Source organism: Pasteurella atlantica (assembly GCF_963693435.1).
Lineage (GTDB): Bacteria > Pseudomonadota > Gammaproteobacteria > Enterobacterales > Pasteurellaceae > Phocoenobacter > Phocoenobacter atlanticus.
In genome coordinates, this window is record NZ_OY856306.1 from 1922162 (window position 1) to 1938020 (window position 15859).

The following is a 15859-nucleotide window of genomic DNA, read 5'->3' on the forward strand; positions in this document are numbered from 1 at the left end:
GAATTCAGATTTACCATTGTAGCTAACTCTCAAAAATCTACAATAGATAATGCAGATAAGTTAAAGTATTGTTATAATCTAAGTAAGATAATATCTTTAACTTAAGGAACTATTCAATGCCAATTAAATTTATTCAACTATTTCAAGATAGTTGGAATTTTATCCAAAACCAACGCCAATTTTCCCTTTTTTCAATGGGAACAATGCTATTAATTCAATTGGGACAATACTTACTTCTTCAATTTTTCCCAATACAACTACCTGCACAAAATATTTCTCAAAACCCTCAAGAAAATATCCTCTTTGTCGTATTCCCCTCTTTGCTATTACTTATTTTAAACTTGGTATTTACAGCACTCGTTATTTTAAATGTAAAATCTATCACTAACAGTAACTATCAACACTTTTTTCAACCAATTTCAGGAATATTAAAATCATTTTTCCCATTAATATTACTAAGTATTATTTCTGCTATTCCATTAGCATTTACACTTGGATTGACTGGTTTTTATTCAATCGCAAATCAATCTCCAATTAGTCTTGTTTCATTACCTCTTATCGTATTAGGGCTTTATTTCTTCATAAAACTTTATTTAACTATTTATGTTTATTTGGTAGAAGAGCCACAAAAAAGTATTATGGAAACACTCACTTTTACCTTTAAATTAAGCAAAGGAAAAATGCGACCATTAGCCTTGTTCTGTGTGCTTGCATCATTATTACCTTTATTTATTATCAATAGTCTTGAACGCTTAGGAGACGGCATTCCTATCCTTATTTTTTCTGCCATTGTAAGTACTTTTTTAAGTGTTTTTGTGATTGTATTTAGCTTCCGTTTTTACCAGCTTTACCGCCAACTATAAGGATAACAAATGAAACAATTACTTGAATTTATCCCACTAATTTTATTTTTTGTTGTTTATAAATTATTTGGTACACAAGAAGCTGCAATCACTTTAGTTATTGCGACTATTATTCAATTAATTTTACTAAAAGTGTTTTTTGGTGAGGTGACTAAAATGCAACTGTTTATGGCTGGTTTTGTTCTAATTTTTGGAGGTTTAACTGCTTATTTTGATGATATTCGCTTTCTACAATGGAAGGTGACCATTATTAACGGACTTTTTGCATTCGCGTTGCTATTTAGCCAATTTGTATTAAAAAGCCCTATTATTAAATATTTACTTGGGAAAGAAATTCAGTTAGAAAATAAAGTTTGGAATAATCTAAATCTAGGTTGGGCAGTATTTTTTATCTTCTGTATGTTACTGAATATTTATATCAGTGAATTTATGTCTGAGGATATTTGGTCTACCTTTAAAGTATTTGGATTAACAGGGCTAAGCCTGATTGCGACAATTATTACAGGTGTGTATCTCTATCCACATTTGAAACAACTGGAGGAAAACAATGGCAAATAATCAATGTCGAGAACCTGAAGGAAAGCTAATTTTAAGAACCCTTGCAATGCCATCTGATACCAATGCCAATGGTGATATTTTTGGTGGTTGGATTATGTCTCAAATGGATATGGGAGGGGCTATTTTAGCAAAAGAGATTGCTAAAGGGAGAGTGGTTACCGTTTCCGTTAACTCAATGAATTTTTTACATCCTGTTTCTGTCGGTGATGTCGTATGCTGCTATGGAAAATGTACTAAAGTTGGACATTCATCTCTACAAGTCAAAGTCGAAATTTTTATTAAACGCGTTTATGAGGGATTACGAGATCGTCACTGTGTGACAGAAGCTGAATTTACCTTTGTGGCAGTAGATAATGACGGTAAGCCTCGCCCTATTCCACGTGAAGATAATCCTGAATTAGATACTGCTCTTGCATTACTTAACCAATAGGAGAATATTATGTATTATGTTATTTTTGCTCAAGATAAACCAAACACGCTACAACAACGTCTTGCTGTGCGTGAACAACATTTAGCTCGCTTAAAGCACTTACAAGCAGAAGGTCGACTATTTACTGCAGGTCCAAATCCAGCAATTGATAGTGAAACACCTGGAGAGGCAGGTTTTACCGGGTCAACAGTCATTGCACAATTTACTTCATTAGAAGACGCAAAACAGTGGGCAAGTGAAGACCCTTACGTAGAAGCTGGTGTTTATGGCGAAGTATTTGTAAAACCTTTTCTTAAAGTATTTTAATTATTAAATATAAAACTGAGGTAAAATATATTATTTATACCTCAGTTTTTATAATTCCTAGCTTCATCAATACTAGCTGTTTTTCAGCTTATCTTTAATTAAAATTTCACAAAAGATTTAATATTTTTAATAGTCGCAACACCAATGCCTTGCACATTTGAAAGTTCCGTAATATTTTTAATTTTACCGACTTTCTTACGATAAGAAATAATCGCTTTTGCTTTTTTAGGACCAATGCCTGCTAACTGTTGTAACTCTGTTGCCGTTGCAGTGTTAATATTCACTACTTTAGACATTTTTTTCGCTGTTTTTTTAGTCTTCGATTTTTTTGTATTCGCCGTTTTTTTCACAGAAGATGCTTTCTTTTCTGTTTTCACGTTTTTAGACTCTGCTTTCTTTTTCACACTGCCTGATTTTTTATTTACTTTGTTAGATGCTGTTTTTTTTGCATTTTTCTTTGATGATGTAACCGCTTGCTTACTTGATTTTGTCTTAGTTTTTGATGATTTTTCAAGTTTTTTAGCTTTTTTTGTTTTCTTCACCTGTTTTGTTTTTTTTACTTTTTTTGATTTTTGCTTTGCTCCCTGAGATGTTTTTTGTTTCTCTGCTTTAGAAGAGTTTGAACTCGGTGCCGCAAAAGAGACCGTTGAAACGGCTGTTGCAAGCATCAAAATTACAAGTGTTTTTAAAAATTTCATATAAATTCCTTTATGTCCTTTAGTTAAATAAAAAGTTAAATAAAAAATGGCGATCTAACCTCGTTAGACCGCCATTTTGTCTAAAAGTTCTACAATTAAATGTTAATTACTGCAAATAATACTAACACACTATATAAAATTGATAAACCATAGAAGATAATTCCACTTGCGGGTAAATGAATTTTAAAATCGTGCAAGCCGTGATGAATACGGTGCATTGCTCCCCAAACAGGGAAGATCAAAAACCCTAAAATCACTAGTTTACCAAACCAACATTGTGAAAATGCCACAAGATTTTCAACCCCACCGCTAATTAAACCAAGCGGTAATAAAAAACCAATAATTAGCACTAATATAGGGTAGAACATAGCACTTACTGTTGTTCCTGCACCAAATAGTAACCATACAACAGGCTCATCAGAACGTTTAATCTCTTTCATTTTCTCCCCCATTAAATGTACATCAATACTAAAATTACAAGGCTAACGAATGCGGTTGCACCCCATAAGACCCCTGTAATAATATTTGGATTGATACGTTGATTTTTAACAATAATATTCAGCACTTTTGGTGTCATAAAGTAATAAGTCACGGTATTAAGAATGACGGCTCCTAGTGTGATAATATTAAAAATCACTACCACAGGATTTTGTAAAAATGGAATAAAATTCGCTTTTACATCTTCTACGCCACCACCTAAACAGATCACACCATAAAGTAAGACTAAACAAAACCAAAGTGTTGGCACTGCGGTTGCTTCACGAGCAATGTACAGTTTGTAAAAATCTAACTTTTTCCACCACGTTGGCGTCATTTCACGCACATATTTTTTGCGTTTAGTTGTTTCAGTTGTCATTTTACACTCCTTATTTCTTTGGTTTTAACATTGAAATCACGTAATCTTTCGAGCTTTCAACTTTACCTTGGTTTACCGCTGATGCAGGATCAACGTGTTTTGGACATACTTCTGAACAATAGCCCACAAAAGTACAGCTCCATACCCCATTTTTACCATTGATCACTTTCATACGCTCAGCTTTACCACTATCACGGTTATCAAGGTTATAACGGTGTGCCAGTGTTAACGCTGCAGGACCAACAAATTCAGGGTTTAAACCAAATTGTGGACAAGCTGCATAACATAAACCACAGTTGATACACATTGAGAATGTACGGTATTTTTCTAACTGTGCTGGTGTTTGTTTAGTACGAGTTTTTTCAAGTTCAACACGAGCATCTGCAAATTCCTTATCATCAACAGGCGCTTCTAATTCAGGGGCTTTATTATCAATAATATATGGTTTGATCGCTTCTAAACTTTCAATAAAGTGACTTAAATCGACCACTAAGTCACGCTCAATTGGAAAGTTTGCAAGTGGTTCAATACGCATATAACCGCTGTAATCACGTAAGAATGTTTTACACGCAAGTTTAGGCTTATTGTTTACCATCATTCCACAAGAACCACATATCGCCATTCGACAAGACCAACGATAAGAAAGTTCTGGTTCTTCTTCATCTTTAATATAACCAAGTGCATCAAGAAGTGAAGTTTGGCTATCATAAGGTACTTGATACTTGGTTAAATGAGGTTCGTTATCTTTTTCTGGATTATAACGAAGCACTTCAACTGTCATCATATTTTGTTCTGCCATTTTCTACTCCTTAGCTGCTTTTGCGGCTTTCTCAGCAGCTTCTGCTGCATCAGCTTCTGCACCATAAACACGTTTTGCTGGTTGTGAAGTGGTAATCTTCACATCACTATATTTAATAGTTGGTGCAGCATCTTTGTTATAGTAAGCCAACGTATGTTGTAAATATTTTTCATCATCACGTTCTGTGTAGTCTAAACGCTGGTGTGCACCACGAGACTCTTTACGCTCCAATGCTGAAGATGAAATAGCCTGAGCAACATCAAGGATATAACCCAACTCAATTTTATATAATAAATCAGTGTTGAATACGCTTGAGGTATCTTTAATGCTGATTTTTTTGTAACGTTCTTTAAGTTCAGCAATTTTATTAACCGTAGTTTGCATACTTTCTTCTGTACGATAAATACCACAGCCTTCTTCCATTGAATCACCCATCTCGTTACGGATTTGTGACCAAGACTCATCGCCTTCTTGACGAGCTAACTCGTGAACACGGGCTAAAATATCTTTTGCTTGTGCATCAATAACCGCTTGATTTGCAGGTGTTGCTTCTGATGCTACACGAGCTGCACCTTCCCCAGCTACACGACCAAGAACCGTTAATTCAGCAAGAGAGTTTGAACCTAAACGGTTTGCACCGTGCAAGCCTGATGATGCACATTCACCTACTGCGAATAAACCTTTAATAATGGTTTCAGATTGTTGATTAACTTCAATACCACCCATTGTATAGTGAACAACTGGACGTACTGGAATTGGTGCTTCTGCTGGGTCAACCCCTTCATAAGCTTTAGATAATTCACAAATAAATGGTAAACGTTCTTGTAAATATTTCGCCCCCAAGTGACGTAAATCAAGATGAACAATGTCCACCCCTTTTGCTGTTTTAAGGGTATTACCTTTTTTCCATTCTTGCCAGAATGCTTGTGAAACTTTATCACGAGGACCAAGTTCCATATATTTATTTTCTGGTTTACCTACAGGTGTTTCAGGTCCTAGACCGTAGTCTTGTAAGTAACGGTAACCGTCTTTATTCACCAGAATACCCCCTTCCCCACGACAACCTTCTGTCATTAAGATTCCAGTATTTGGTAATCCTGTTGGGTGATATTGAACAAATTCCATATCACGCAATGGTACACCGTGACGATATGCCATAGATAAACCATCACCTGTTACGATACCCCCATTGGTATTGAAACGGAATGCACGACAACCGCCACCTGTTGCGATAACAACCGCATTTGCATTGATTTGAACAAAAGTCCCTTCCATCATATTCATTGCGACACAACCACGTGCGTGACCATCATCAGCAAGAATATCTAAAACGAAATGCTCATCAAAACGGATAATTTGAGGATATTTAATTGAAGTTTGGAAAAGAGTGTGTAATAAGTGGAAACCTGTTTTATCTGCAGCGAACCAAGTACGCTCAATTTTCATTCCACCAAAACGACGCACGTTTACACCGCCGTCATCTTTACGACTCCAAGGACAACCCCAACGTTCAAGTTGTGTCATTTCAACTGGAGAATGCTTAACAAAATATTCTACAACATCTTGTTCACATAACCAGTCCCCACCTGCCACAGTATCGTGAAAGTGTTTTTCATAAGAATCAGTTTCTTTAATTACCGCCGCTGATCCACCTTCTGCAGCCACAGTATGGCTACGCATAGGATAAACCTTAGAAATTAACGCTATTTTTAAATTTGGATTAGCCTCTGCTGCCGCAATCGCAGCACGTAAGCCACCACCACCAGCGCCCACAATCGCTACATCAACATTTACAGTTTGCACAATATACTCCTACTCTTTAGGGAAAAATTTATTCATTAAATATATGGCTAAATTGTGACATTTTTTCAAAAAAATTTATAACCTTTATTTACAGTTTTGTGATCTATCTCAAATTGTTTAGACCTTGCTATGCCTGTACTGATAACCAATCTCAACAATAGGGGTTTTTATCTAAAAATGATAGTGTTACAATCTCCCTTAGAATTTCACAGCGGTAACATTTTATGGAAAATTTACAATTAGACGAAATAGATTGGATGCCTACAGCATCTATTGAAAATCTATTACAACGTGCAAAAATTATCAAAAATATACGACAATTTTTTACAGAACGAGGATTATTAGAAGTTGAAACACCTATCTTAAGTGAATTTGGGGTAACTGATATAAATCTTGTAACTTTTGAAACAAACTTTAATGCACCATTTTCAAATGAAGTTCAACAGTTACACTTAATAACAAGCCCTGAATATCATATGAAACGCTTACTTGTCGCAGGTTCTGGACCTATTTTCCAGATCGGTAAAGTATTTCGCAATGAGGAAGCAGGAAAGAAACATAATCCAGAATTTACAATGTTAGAATGGTATCGTCCACATTTTGATATGTATCGCTTAATCAATGAAGTGGATGATTTATTGCAACATATTTTAGATTGTGAACCAGCAGAATCCTTTAATTATCAATTTATCTTTCAACAGTATGTTGGATTAGATCCTCTTTCTGCTTCAAAAAAACAACTTATTGAGAAAGCTCGTGAACACGGTTTACAATGCAGTGATGATGAAAGCCGTAATATTTTATTACAATTTTTATTTAGCGAGTTAGTTGAACCTAAAATTGGACAAGATAGACCTGTTGCCATTTTCCATTTTCCAGCCACTCAAGCGGCTCTTGCACAAATTAGTTCAGAAGATCATCGTGTTGCAGAACGTTTTGAATTTTATTTTAAAGGTATTGAAATCGCAAATGGCTTTCACGAACTACAAAATGCAGAAGAGCAAATTCGCCGTTTTATGCAAGATAACATTGAACGTGAAAAATTAGGATTACCTCCTCAAAAATTGGATACCCGTTTTCTTACATCTTTAAAACAAGGAATGCCAGATTGTTCGGGAGTTGCACTTGGTGTCGATCGTTTATTAATGCTCGCAATGGATAAAGAGAATATTAATGAAGTGATTTCTTTTGGAATAACGGCAGCTTAGTCACATAAAATAATCTAAAGTAAGCGGTATGATAATAATAAAAATTTGCAAATTTTTGCTAACATCATACCGCTTGTTGCTCTTTAATTATTTACTTTGTTTATTTATTTACTTTGTTGCTTTATACGTTCAAAATAGTTTTTTGTTTCATCAATCACAATATGACGCAGTGCAATTAACGCAATTAAATTAGGGAATGACATCAAACCATTTACTATATCAGCAATTGTCCAAATTGTTTGTAATTTAATCATTGGAGCAACAGCAATTAACAAAATAAAGATGATTCGATAAAATTTAATTCCTTTGGTGCGACCATTTGTCAAATAGACAAAACAACGTTCACCATAATAACACCAACCTAAAATGGTTGTGAATGCAAAAAAGACTAAACCTACCGTTACTACAAGTGAACCAAAAGAACTGGATAACCCTGTTGCAAAAGCAAGATTAGTTAAAGCGGCACCTTCAACATTTCCTTGCCAAGTACCAGTAAGAACAATCACTAATCCTGTCATTGTACATACAATAATGGTATCTAAAAATGTCCCTGTCATTGAGATTAATCCTTGACGTACTGGCTCATTGGTTTGTGCCGCTGCTGCGGCAATAGGAGCTGATCCCAAGCCTGATTCATTTGAGAAAATACCACGAGCGACACCAGATTGAATGGCTTGCATTACTGTAAAGCCTAACGCACCACTTACTGCAGCCTCTGGGTTAAATGCCATTTTCACAATAAAGAGGATAGTTTCGAGTAATTTATCTGCATTTAGCACCAAGATCACAACAGATACCAAAATATAAGCAACTGCCATAAATGGCACAACGATACTTGCAATTTTAGAAATTCGTTTTACTCCCCCTAAGATAATGGAAGCAACGCAGAGTGTTAACACGATACCACTCACAAAAATGGGTATGCTAAATGTATCCTGTAAGGCATGGGTAATTCCATTAATTTGAGGGAAAGTGCCTATGCCAAAAAATGCGACTAAAACACCAAATAATGCAAAAAGTTTTGCTAGCCATTTCCATTTTTCTCCCATCCCCATTTCAATATAATACATTGGACCACCAGAGATAAAACCATCCTTATCTTTACCTCTAAATTTAATCGCAAGTAAACCTTCTGCATACTTAGTCGCCATTCCAAAAACAGCAATGATCCACATCCAAAATAACGCACCGGGACCTCCCGCCTGAATAGCCGTTGCCACTCCCACAATATTTCCTGTTCCAATTGTCGCAGCTAAAGCAGTAGATAAAGATGCAAAAGCAGAAATATCGCCTTTTTGATTTGCCCCTTTTTCAGATTTAAAAATATATTTTAATGCTCGTGGCAGGCGAAATAGCTGAATAAGTTGTAGTTTAAAAGTGAAATAAATTCCAACCCCTGCAAGTAAAACAAGCAAAGGAGGTCCCCAGATAAAACTATCTATTGACTTTAAAATTGTGTCTAACATTAAAAATTCCTCGTAAAAAATAACTTACAAGGTAAAGAAAAGTAGAAATGAAGCGGTTAGATTTTTATAAAAATTTACAAAAACTGTCACCCCTTTATAAGAAAGTGTTACTTTTCTCCCCTGTCCTTTTGCCTGAGCGTTTCACATAACCTCTTTTTAAAACCTTTATTTAAAATAAGTTATATTTTCGCCTTCGGCGTCCATTTTCCGATTTAACGGGTTGGATCTCTCCAAGGGTTCGTCCAGTAACTGTCCTCACTGTTATCGCTACTTAATATTCTCATTAAATAAACAACAGCACCTGAAAGATTTTTCCTCTTCGGTATGGCGTCACCACCATTCTCCAGCTACCTTCATCCGAACGTCTTTTTTAGTTAAAAATAAAAAAGAGAGGGAATTTTAACAAAAAATTTATTTTTTTCAACAATTATAAATACCAAAATTTAACCCATTGAAAGAGAGAGCGTAAATAACTAAACCTCACGGTTACATTGAATAAAAAATGTGCATTTTTAGTATCTAATTTAAATTCTAAATTATATTTACCCATTTTGTAACACATCAAAAATGGTTTCTGCAAGGGCTGTTGAGATGCCTGGTACTTTAGCAATTTCTTCCACAGTCGCTGATTTAACACCTTGCATTCCTCCCAAATACTTTAATAATGCTTGACGACGTTTAGCACCAATTCCTGCGATAGATTCTAACCCACTTTCTGTAAAGGCTTTTTGACGTTTTTTTCGATGCCCAGTGATAGCGTGATGATGAGATTCATCTCGGATATGTTGAATTAAATGTAACGCTAAACTATCTGGTGGTAGGTGTATTTCTTTATTCTGTTGTTTGCTGATAATTAAGGTTTCTAATCCTGCTTTACGCTCTACGCCTTTTGATACTCCAATAAGTAATGGGTGATCTTTATTCCAAGCCACATTTAACTTTTCAAAAGTCATTAAAGCTCGATTAAGTTGCCCCTTGCCTCCATCAATAAAAATAATATCTGGGATTTTATCTTCAGTAAGAGGTTTGTTATAACGTTTTAAAAGTGCTTTTTCCATTGCTGCATAGTCATCTCCGCCAGTTATTCCTTCAATATTAAAGCGACGATAATCTGACTTTAATACTCCTTTTTGATCAAACACAACACAAGAAGCAACTGTTTGGTTTCCCATTGTATGACTGATGTCAAAACATTCCATTCGTTTAATTTCAGGTATATTTAATACTTCTTGCAGTGCTTGATAACGAGCTGCAATTTGTGAGTTTTGTTGCAATTTTTGTGCTAATGCTGAAGTCGCATTGGTATGTGCAAGGCGTAAATAACGCGCTTTTTCACCTCGCACAGTGCCATCAATAATAGTCACTTTTCTCCCAGCTTGCTCTGTGAGAATTTCATTCAAAGCAGTAACTTCCGTCAGTTTATGATTAATAATAATTTGATTAGGAATAGTGCGATGTTGATTAATTTGTAGGTAAAATTGTCCGACAAAAGTATCACTTAATTCTGTTAAATCTGTATTACTCGGTACTTTTGGAAAGTAACTACGATTTCCGAGGACTTTACCTTGTCGCACAAATAGAATATGGACACAAGCAATGCCGTGCTGATACGCAATAGCAATAATGTCCAAATCATCTAAACGTTCATTATCAACAAATTGTTTTTCTGTTACGGTTCGTACTGCTTGAATTTGATCCCGATAACGAGCCGCTTCTTCAAAATTTAAATTCTGTGCAGCTTGTTCCATTTTTTGTACAAGATGAGTAATAACCTGCTGATCTTTTCCTTGTAAAAATAAACGGACAAAATGTACTTGTTGATCATATTCATCATCTGTGCAATAACCTTTCACACAAGGGGCTAAACAACGTTTAATTTGATATTGTAAACAAGGGCGAGAGCGATTTTTATAATAGCTATCTTGACATTGTCGTATTGGAAATAGTTTTTGTAATAGTGTTAAGGTTTCACGTACTGCTGTGGAATTTGGATAAGGACCAAAATATTCTCCTTTTACTTTTTTATTTCCTCGAAAAGAGGCAATACGGGGATGTTGATGATGAGTTAATAAAATATAAGGGTAAGATTTATCGTCCCGCAATAATACGTTATAACGAGGTTTGTGCTGTTTAATATAATTATGCTCTAATAGTAATGCTTCTGTTTCAGAATGAGTAAGAGTAATTTCAATATGAGCAATATTGGATACTAGTGCTTCTGTTTTACGACTAGTAAGGTTTTTTCTAAAATAACTGGCTAAACGCTTTTTTAGATCTTTCGCTTTTCCAACATAAATAATGGTTTGTTTATCGTCATACATACGATAAACCCCTGATGTATGAGGAATATTTTTTAGAAAAGCAATATGATCAAATGTGGTTGCCATATAAATAAGATGTTAAGCGGTATGATGTTTCATAAAATTTACCAAATTATAACAGACTTTCCACTTATCAAGATATAAAAAAACTGCACCTTAAAACAAGGTACAGTTTTGAGAAAACTAGACTAAATTAATTAATCGTTTTTTCTTCTTCTGTTTCTTCTTCCTGCTGACTTTCTAAATAGTCCATAAATAGAGCATCAAAATTGACAGGTGCTAAATTAAGTGCAGGGAAAGTTCCACGATTGACTAAACTTGCAACCAATTCTCTTGCATAAGGATACAGCATATTAGGGCAATGTGCCGCTAAACAATGTGCAAGTTGCACACCTTCAATGCCTTGAATACTAAATACACCTGCTTGTTTTACTTCACAAATGAACGCCACGTCTTTTGACTCTTTCATTGTTGTTTTAATGTTAAGGTGTAAAGTGACTTCATAAATATCTTCTGCTAATTCTCTGGTTTCAGTATCTAATTCAAAACCTAAATCTGGCTCCCACTCTTGTTGAAAAATAGTTGGAAGATTTGGTGCTTCAAACGAAACGTCTTTAACATAAATACGTTGAATTTGAAGATCAAATTGTTGTTCTTCTTGCTGTTCTTCTGCTGCTACTTGATTTTCTTCAGACATCGTTTTTTCCTTACTTTGTTGATAATGGGGTTATTTATGTTTTTTAATTAAAGGTAATTTTTCAGCACTCCACGCACTAATACCTTCTTTTAATACATACACTTTTTCAAAACCTTGTTTAGTTAATATTGCCGCACTTGTACTTGCTGTTACACCAGTCGCACAAACTAAAATAACAGGACGGGTTTTGTATTTTTCAATGCGTTGAGTATTTTTACCTTTAATATCGGACGGTAATATATGTAGACTCTCAATGATATGTCCTGCTTTAAATTCATCGTCACTGCGTAAATCCAATACCACACCTTCTTCTTTATTAATTAAGTGTGTGAGTTGAGCGTTATTAATAATTTTAAATTTACTGGTTAATCCTTGATAAAAATTGATTATCAAAGCAACAAGTAAAGCAAACCAAGCAATAACCATAATAGTATGGTTTGAGGCAAACTGTTGAATTTCCTGAATTAATGTTGGGTCCATAATTTCTCTCTATGATGATAAAATAAGAACGGCTACTTTTAGTAAATTTTCCTCTAAAAGTAACCGCTTGTTTAATTATAAGACAACTGTCTTTTAACCTTTTAGAGAGCTAGCCTTGTTGTTTATTCATTACATCATCAAATGACTGAGTTTTTTCAGTCACTTGAGCTTTTGCAAGAATACTTTCAACCGCTTGTTCTTCTAAAACAACATTGCGTATATTATCTGTTAATTGTTTATTTTTCGCATAGTATTCAATTACTTCTGCTGGATCTTCGTAAGCAGAAGCTAATTCCGCAATTTTCTCTTTTACAAGCTCTTCATCAACTTTTACTTCATTTGCTGTAATCACAGATGAGAACAATAAACCAACTTGAACACGACGTTTCGCTTGTTCTGTAAATAACTCAGCAGGAAGTTGGGCTGCGACTTCAGGATTTCCACCGAATTGTTGTGCAGCTTGTTTACGTAACTCTTCAACTTCTTCATTAATAGCAGACTGTGGCACTTCAATCTCATTTTCAGCAAGTAAGCCATCAATTACTTGAGTTTTTACTTTTGAAATTACGGCATTTTTAAGTTCACGTTCCATATTACGTTTAATTTCTTCACGTAAGTCTGCAACTGTTTTCGTTTTACCAAAACGCTGAACAAATTCATCATTAACTTCTGGTAATTCCATTACTTCTACTTTTTTCAAGGTAATGGCAAATTTTGCTTCTTTACCTTTTAAGTTTTCTGCTTGGTAATCTTCAGGGAAGGTAACCATAATATCAAACTCTTCACCCGCTTTGTGACCAACGATGCCCTCTTCAAAACCTGGTATCATTTGTCCTTGACCCATTGCTAATGCGAAATCTGATGCTTTACCACCTTCAAATTCTTCACCATCAATAGAACCAACAAAATCAATAGTTACACGATCTTCTGCTTTAGCAGCTTCCACTGTTTCACTAAATGTTGCTTGTTGTTTACGTAATACGTCAATCATTTTATCGATATCAGCATCTGTAATTTCTACTACTGATTTTTCAACTTTTATATTTTCTAAACCTTTTAATTCGATTTCTGGATAGACTTCAAAAGTTGCTGAGAATGTAAAATCTTTACCAATTTCATAGCTCTCAGGTGTAAATGTTGGACGACCTGCAATATTGATTTTTTCCTTGATAATAACATCAAAGAATGCACGTTGCATATTATCGGATAAAACATCTTGACGTACAGATGCACCATAGCGTTGCTCTAAAATAGTATGAGGAACCTTACCTTTACGGAAACCATCAATTTTGGCATTCTTTGCCACGCCTTTTAATTCTTGACGATATGCTGCTTCAATTTTATCAGCAGGCACAGTAATAGTTACACGGCGTTCTAAGCCTTGAGTTGTTTCAATTGAAAATGACATTAAATTTAACCTCTGTCGGTATGTAAATAAATGGATAAATAGGTGCTAATTGTAACGATCCCTTGCTTTGATGTCGAGGAATAAAATCACAACAGTTTATTATTTGAACAATACAAATAAAAATAGGACGATTTTTTCGTCCTATTTTTATTATGATTTAAAATTTAACCAACAGTCCAAAGTGCAATAGCTAATAACTGTGGCAACATTATACGTAAGAACATAACAAGTGGATAAACTGTCGCATAAGATAATGCTGATGCTCCACTCTCTTCTTTAATTGCATTTGCAAAGGCTAAAGCTGGTGGATCGGTCATTGAACCTGCTAACAGTCCACAAATTGTTAAGTAGTTCACTTTACCGTAAATACGAGCCACACAGCCTGTTACGATAAGTGGAATAAAGGTAATAAGAACACCAAAACCAATCCAAGACATTCCTTCACTGCTTAATAATGTTTCAAGGAAATGTCCGCCAGATTTTAAGCCTACAACCGCAAGGAATAGCACAATACCAATTTCTCGCAATGCAAGGTTAGCACTTGGTGGCATAAACCAATATAATTTACCAATGCTACCGATACGAGCCAAGATGAGAGCAACCACTAATGGACCACCTGCTAAACCTAATTTTAATGCCACTGGGAAACCTGGAATATAAAGTGGAATAGATCCAAGTAGTACCCCTAAACCGATACCGATAAAAATTGGTAACATTTGTACTTGTTGTAACTTTTGTTGGGCATTACCGATAATCGCCATTACCGCTTTAATATCATCTTCTCGCCCTACTAAATTAAGGACATCACCAAATTGAAGTGTCATTTCACTATTTGGGACAAGTTCTACACCTGAACGATTTAAACGAGAAATAACTACATCATATTTACCTTTAAATCCTAAATGACGAAGTTTTTTACCAAAGATTTTTTCATTGGTGACAACTGCACGTTCTGAACGATAGTGTGTACCTTTGGTTGAAAGCGACATTTCGGCTTCTTCACCTAAAATTAGCTTCATTTTATTTAATGTTGTTGCTTCTCCGACAAGATGAAGTACATCACCAATCAATAATTGAGTATCTGCCTTTGGTACAAAAAGTTCTTCACTCCCTCGTTTTAACCGAGAATAAACGACATCGTGAAGTTCAAAATCAGGAATTTCTTTTAATGTTAAACCTTGTAAATTTGGATTAGTCAAACGCACATTTAATGAACTTAATCCACTTTTTTTGGTATTTTGAGTTTTATCAAAATGTTCTGCTTCTTGATCAACATTAATTCTGAAAATAACACGTACCAACCACATTGCAAGTAAAATACCCACAATACCAAAAGGATAGGCAATGGCATACGCCATACCCATTACTTCGGTATCACTACCTAATTCTGCTAGAATTTGTTGTCCAGCACCTAGTGATGGCGTATTGGTTACCGCCCCAGAGAATACCCCCAAAATAACAGGAAGTGGCACATCAAATAATTTGTGTAGTAACACCACTAATACACCACTAATGGCAACAATCATAAATGCAAAACCATTTAATTTTAAGCCTGAATGACGTAGTGATGAGAAAAATCCAGGACCAACTTGAATACCTATGGTATAAACAAATAAAATCAACCCGAATTCTTGTATGAAGTGTAAGGTATGTTTATCTAAATGAAGTCCATACTGTTGCATAAAGTGAGCAATAAATAACCCACCAAATAGAACGCCTCCAATACCGAGCCCAACACCTCGAACTTTAAAGTTTCCAATCCATAGTCCTAACACTGCAACTAAAGAAAGGATACTTACCGTGATTGCTATTTCACTCATTGTTTCCCCTAATAAAATAAAAAATAACTAGGCGAATTCTATCAAAAATTACAATAAAAAATTAGATTTATCGCAAAATAATGGCGTATTTATAACACTTTTACATTTTTTAAACAGAAAAGCGGTTACATTCTGTTAAATTTTTA

At 34.9% G+C, this 15859-nt stretch carries 16 protein-coding genes and 1 riboswitch; of the genes, 5 read left to right on the top strand and 11 right to left on the bottom strand.

The window, feature by feature from the left end:
• Positions 1-116: 116 nt before the first annotated feature.
• From U9966_RS08905 to U9966_RS08920, 4 genes are read left to right on the top strand one after another with little or no spacing between them, the layout of a single operon-like run.
• Positions 117-863, top strand: coding sequence for a hypothetical protein (locus U9966_RS08905; RefSeq protein ID WP_306346529.1), 747 nt, complete (start codon positions 117-119; stop codon positions 861-863).
• Between the two features lie 9 nt (positions 864-872).
• Entirely contained in the window at positions 873-1421 is a 549-nt protein-coding gene (locus U9966_RS08910) for a septation protein A (RefSeq protein ID WP_306346528.1), read from the top strand.
• On the top strand, positions 1411-1851 hold the full coding sequence (yciA, locus tag U9966_RS08915; protein ID WP_306346527.1) for an acyl-CoA thioester hydrolase YciA: 441 nt from the start codon (positions 1411-1413) through the stop codon (positions 1849-1851). Before U9966_RS08910 ends, yciA begins: the two co-directional genes overlap by 11 nt.
• 9 nt (positions 1852-1860) lie before the next feature.
• The gene (locus U9966_RS08920; protein WP_211597059.1) at positions 1861-2157 is read left to right on the top strand and encodes a YciI family protein; all 297 of its coding nucleotides are present in this window, start codon (positions 1861-1863) and stop codon (positions 2155-2157) included.
• A gap of 98 nt (positions 2158-2255) precedes the next feature.
• On the opposite strand, the gene U9966_RS08925 is transcribed toward U9966_RS08920, so the two are convergent.
• From U9966_RS08925 to frdA, 5 genes are all read right to left on the bottom strand, one after another.
• Positions 2256-2855, bottom strand: a complete 600-nt coding sequence (locus tag U9966_RS08925) for a ComEA family DNA-binding protein (RefSeq protein ID WP_306346526.1) — start codon at positions 2853-2855, stop codon at positions 2256-2258.
• 95 nt (positions 2856-2950) lie between these two features.
• On the bottom strand, positions 2951-3295 hold the full coding sequence (gene frdD, locus U9966_RS08930; protein WP_306346525.1) for a fumarate reductase subunit FrdD: 345 nt from the start codon (positions 3293-3295) through the stop codon (positions 2951-2953).
• Positions 3296-3306: 11 nt separating this feature from the next.
• Positions 3307-3711 carry a fumarate reductase subunit FrdC gene (gene frdC / locus U9966_RS08935; protein ID WP_306346524.1) on the bottom strand — a complete coding sequence of 135 codons (405 nt, stop codon included), beginning with the start codon at positions 3709-3711 and terminating at the stop codon, positions 3307-3309.
• A gap of 10 nt (positions 3712-3721) precedes the next feature.
• A complete protein-coding gene (locus tag U9966_RS08940; protein WP_306346523.1) occupies positions 3722-4510 on the bottom strand; it encodes a succinate dehydrogenase/fumarate reductase iron-sulfur subunit in 789 nt (262 codons plus the stop codon).
• A gap of 3 nt (positions 4511-4513) precedes the next feature.
• Complete coding sequence (gene frdA, locus U9966_RS08945) at positions 4514-6313, bottom strand: fumarate reductase (quinol) flavoprotein subunit (protein WP_306346522.1); 1800 nt, start codon at positions 6311-6313, stop codon at positions 4514-4516.
• 224 nt (positions 6314-6537) lie between these two features.
• Here frdA and epmA point away from each other — a divergent pair, with 224 nt between their 5' ends.
• Entirely contained in the window at positions 6538-7521 is a 984-nt protein-coding gene (gene epmA, locus U9966_RS08950; protein WP_306346521.1) for an elongation factor P--(R)-beta-lysine ligase, read from the top strand.
• Positions 7522-7625: 104 nt separating this feature from the next.
• On the opposite strand, the gene U9966_RS08955 is transcribed toward epmA, so the two are convergent.
• From U9966_RS08955 to U9966_RS08980, 6 genes are all read right to left on the bottom strand, one after another.
• Positions 7626-8987 carry an alanine/glycine:cation symporter family protein gene (locus U9966_RS08955; protein WP_306346520.1) on the bottom strand — a complete coding sequence of 454 codons (1362 nt, stop codon included), beginning with the start codon at positions 8985-8987 and terminating at the stop codon, positions 7626-7628.
• Between the two features lie 110 nt (positions 8988-9097).
• Positions 9098-9231, bottom strand: a riboswitch (glycine riboswitch).
• Between the two features lie 298 nt (positions 9232-9529).
• Positions 9530-11374, bottom strand: coding sequence for an excinuclease ABC subunit UvrC (uvrC, locus tag U9966_RS08960; RefSeq protein WP_306346519.1), 1845 nt, complete (start codon positions 11372-11374; stop codon positions 9530-9532).
• 127 nt (positions 11375-11501) lie between these two features.
• Positions 11502-12005 carry a protein-export chaperone SecB gene (gene secB, locus U9966_RS08965; RefSeq protein ID WP_306346518.1) on the bottom strand — a complete coding sequence of 168 codons (504 nt, stop codon included), beginning with the start codon at positions 12003-12005 and terminating at the stop codon, positions 11502-11504.
• A gap of 30 nt (positions 12006-12035) precedes the next feature.
• The gene (locus U9966_RS08970) at positions 12036-12485 is read right to left on the bottom strand and encodes a rhodanese-like domain-containing protein (protein WP_306346517.1); all 450 of its coding nucleotides are present in this window, start codon (positions 12483-12485) and stop codon (positions 12036-12038) included.
• Positions 12486-12594: 109 nt separating this feature from the next.
• Complete coding sequence (gene tig, locus U9966_RS08975) at positions 12595-13893, bottom strand: trigger factor (protein WP_306346516.1); 1299 nt, start codon at positions 13891-13893, stop codon at positions 12595-12597.
• Between the two features lie 164 nt (positions 13894-14057).
• Entirely contained in the window at positions 14058-15713 is a 1656-nt protein-coding gene (locus U9966_RS08980) for a putative transporter (protein WP_306346515.1), read from the bottom strand.
• Between the last annotated feature and the right edge of the window lie 146 nt (positions 15714-15859).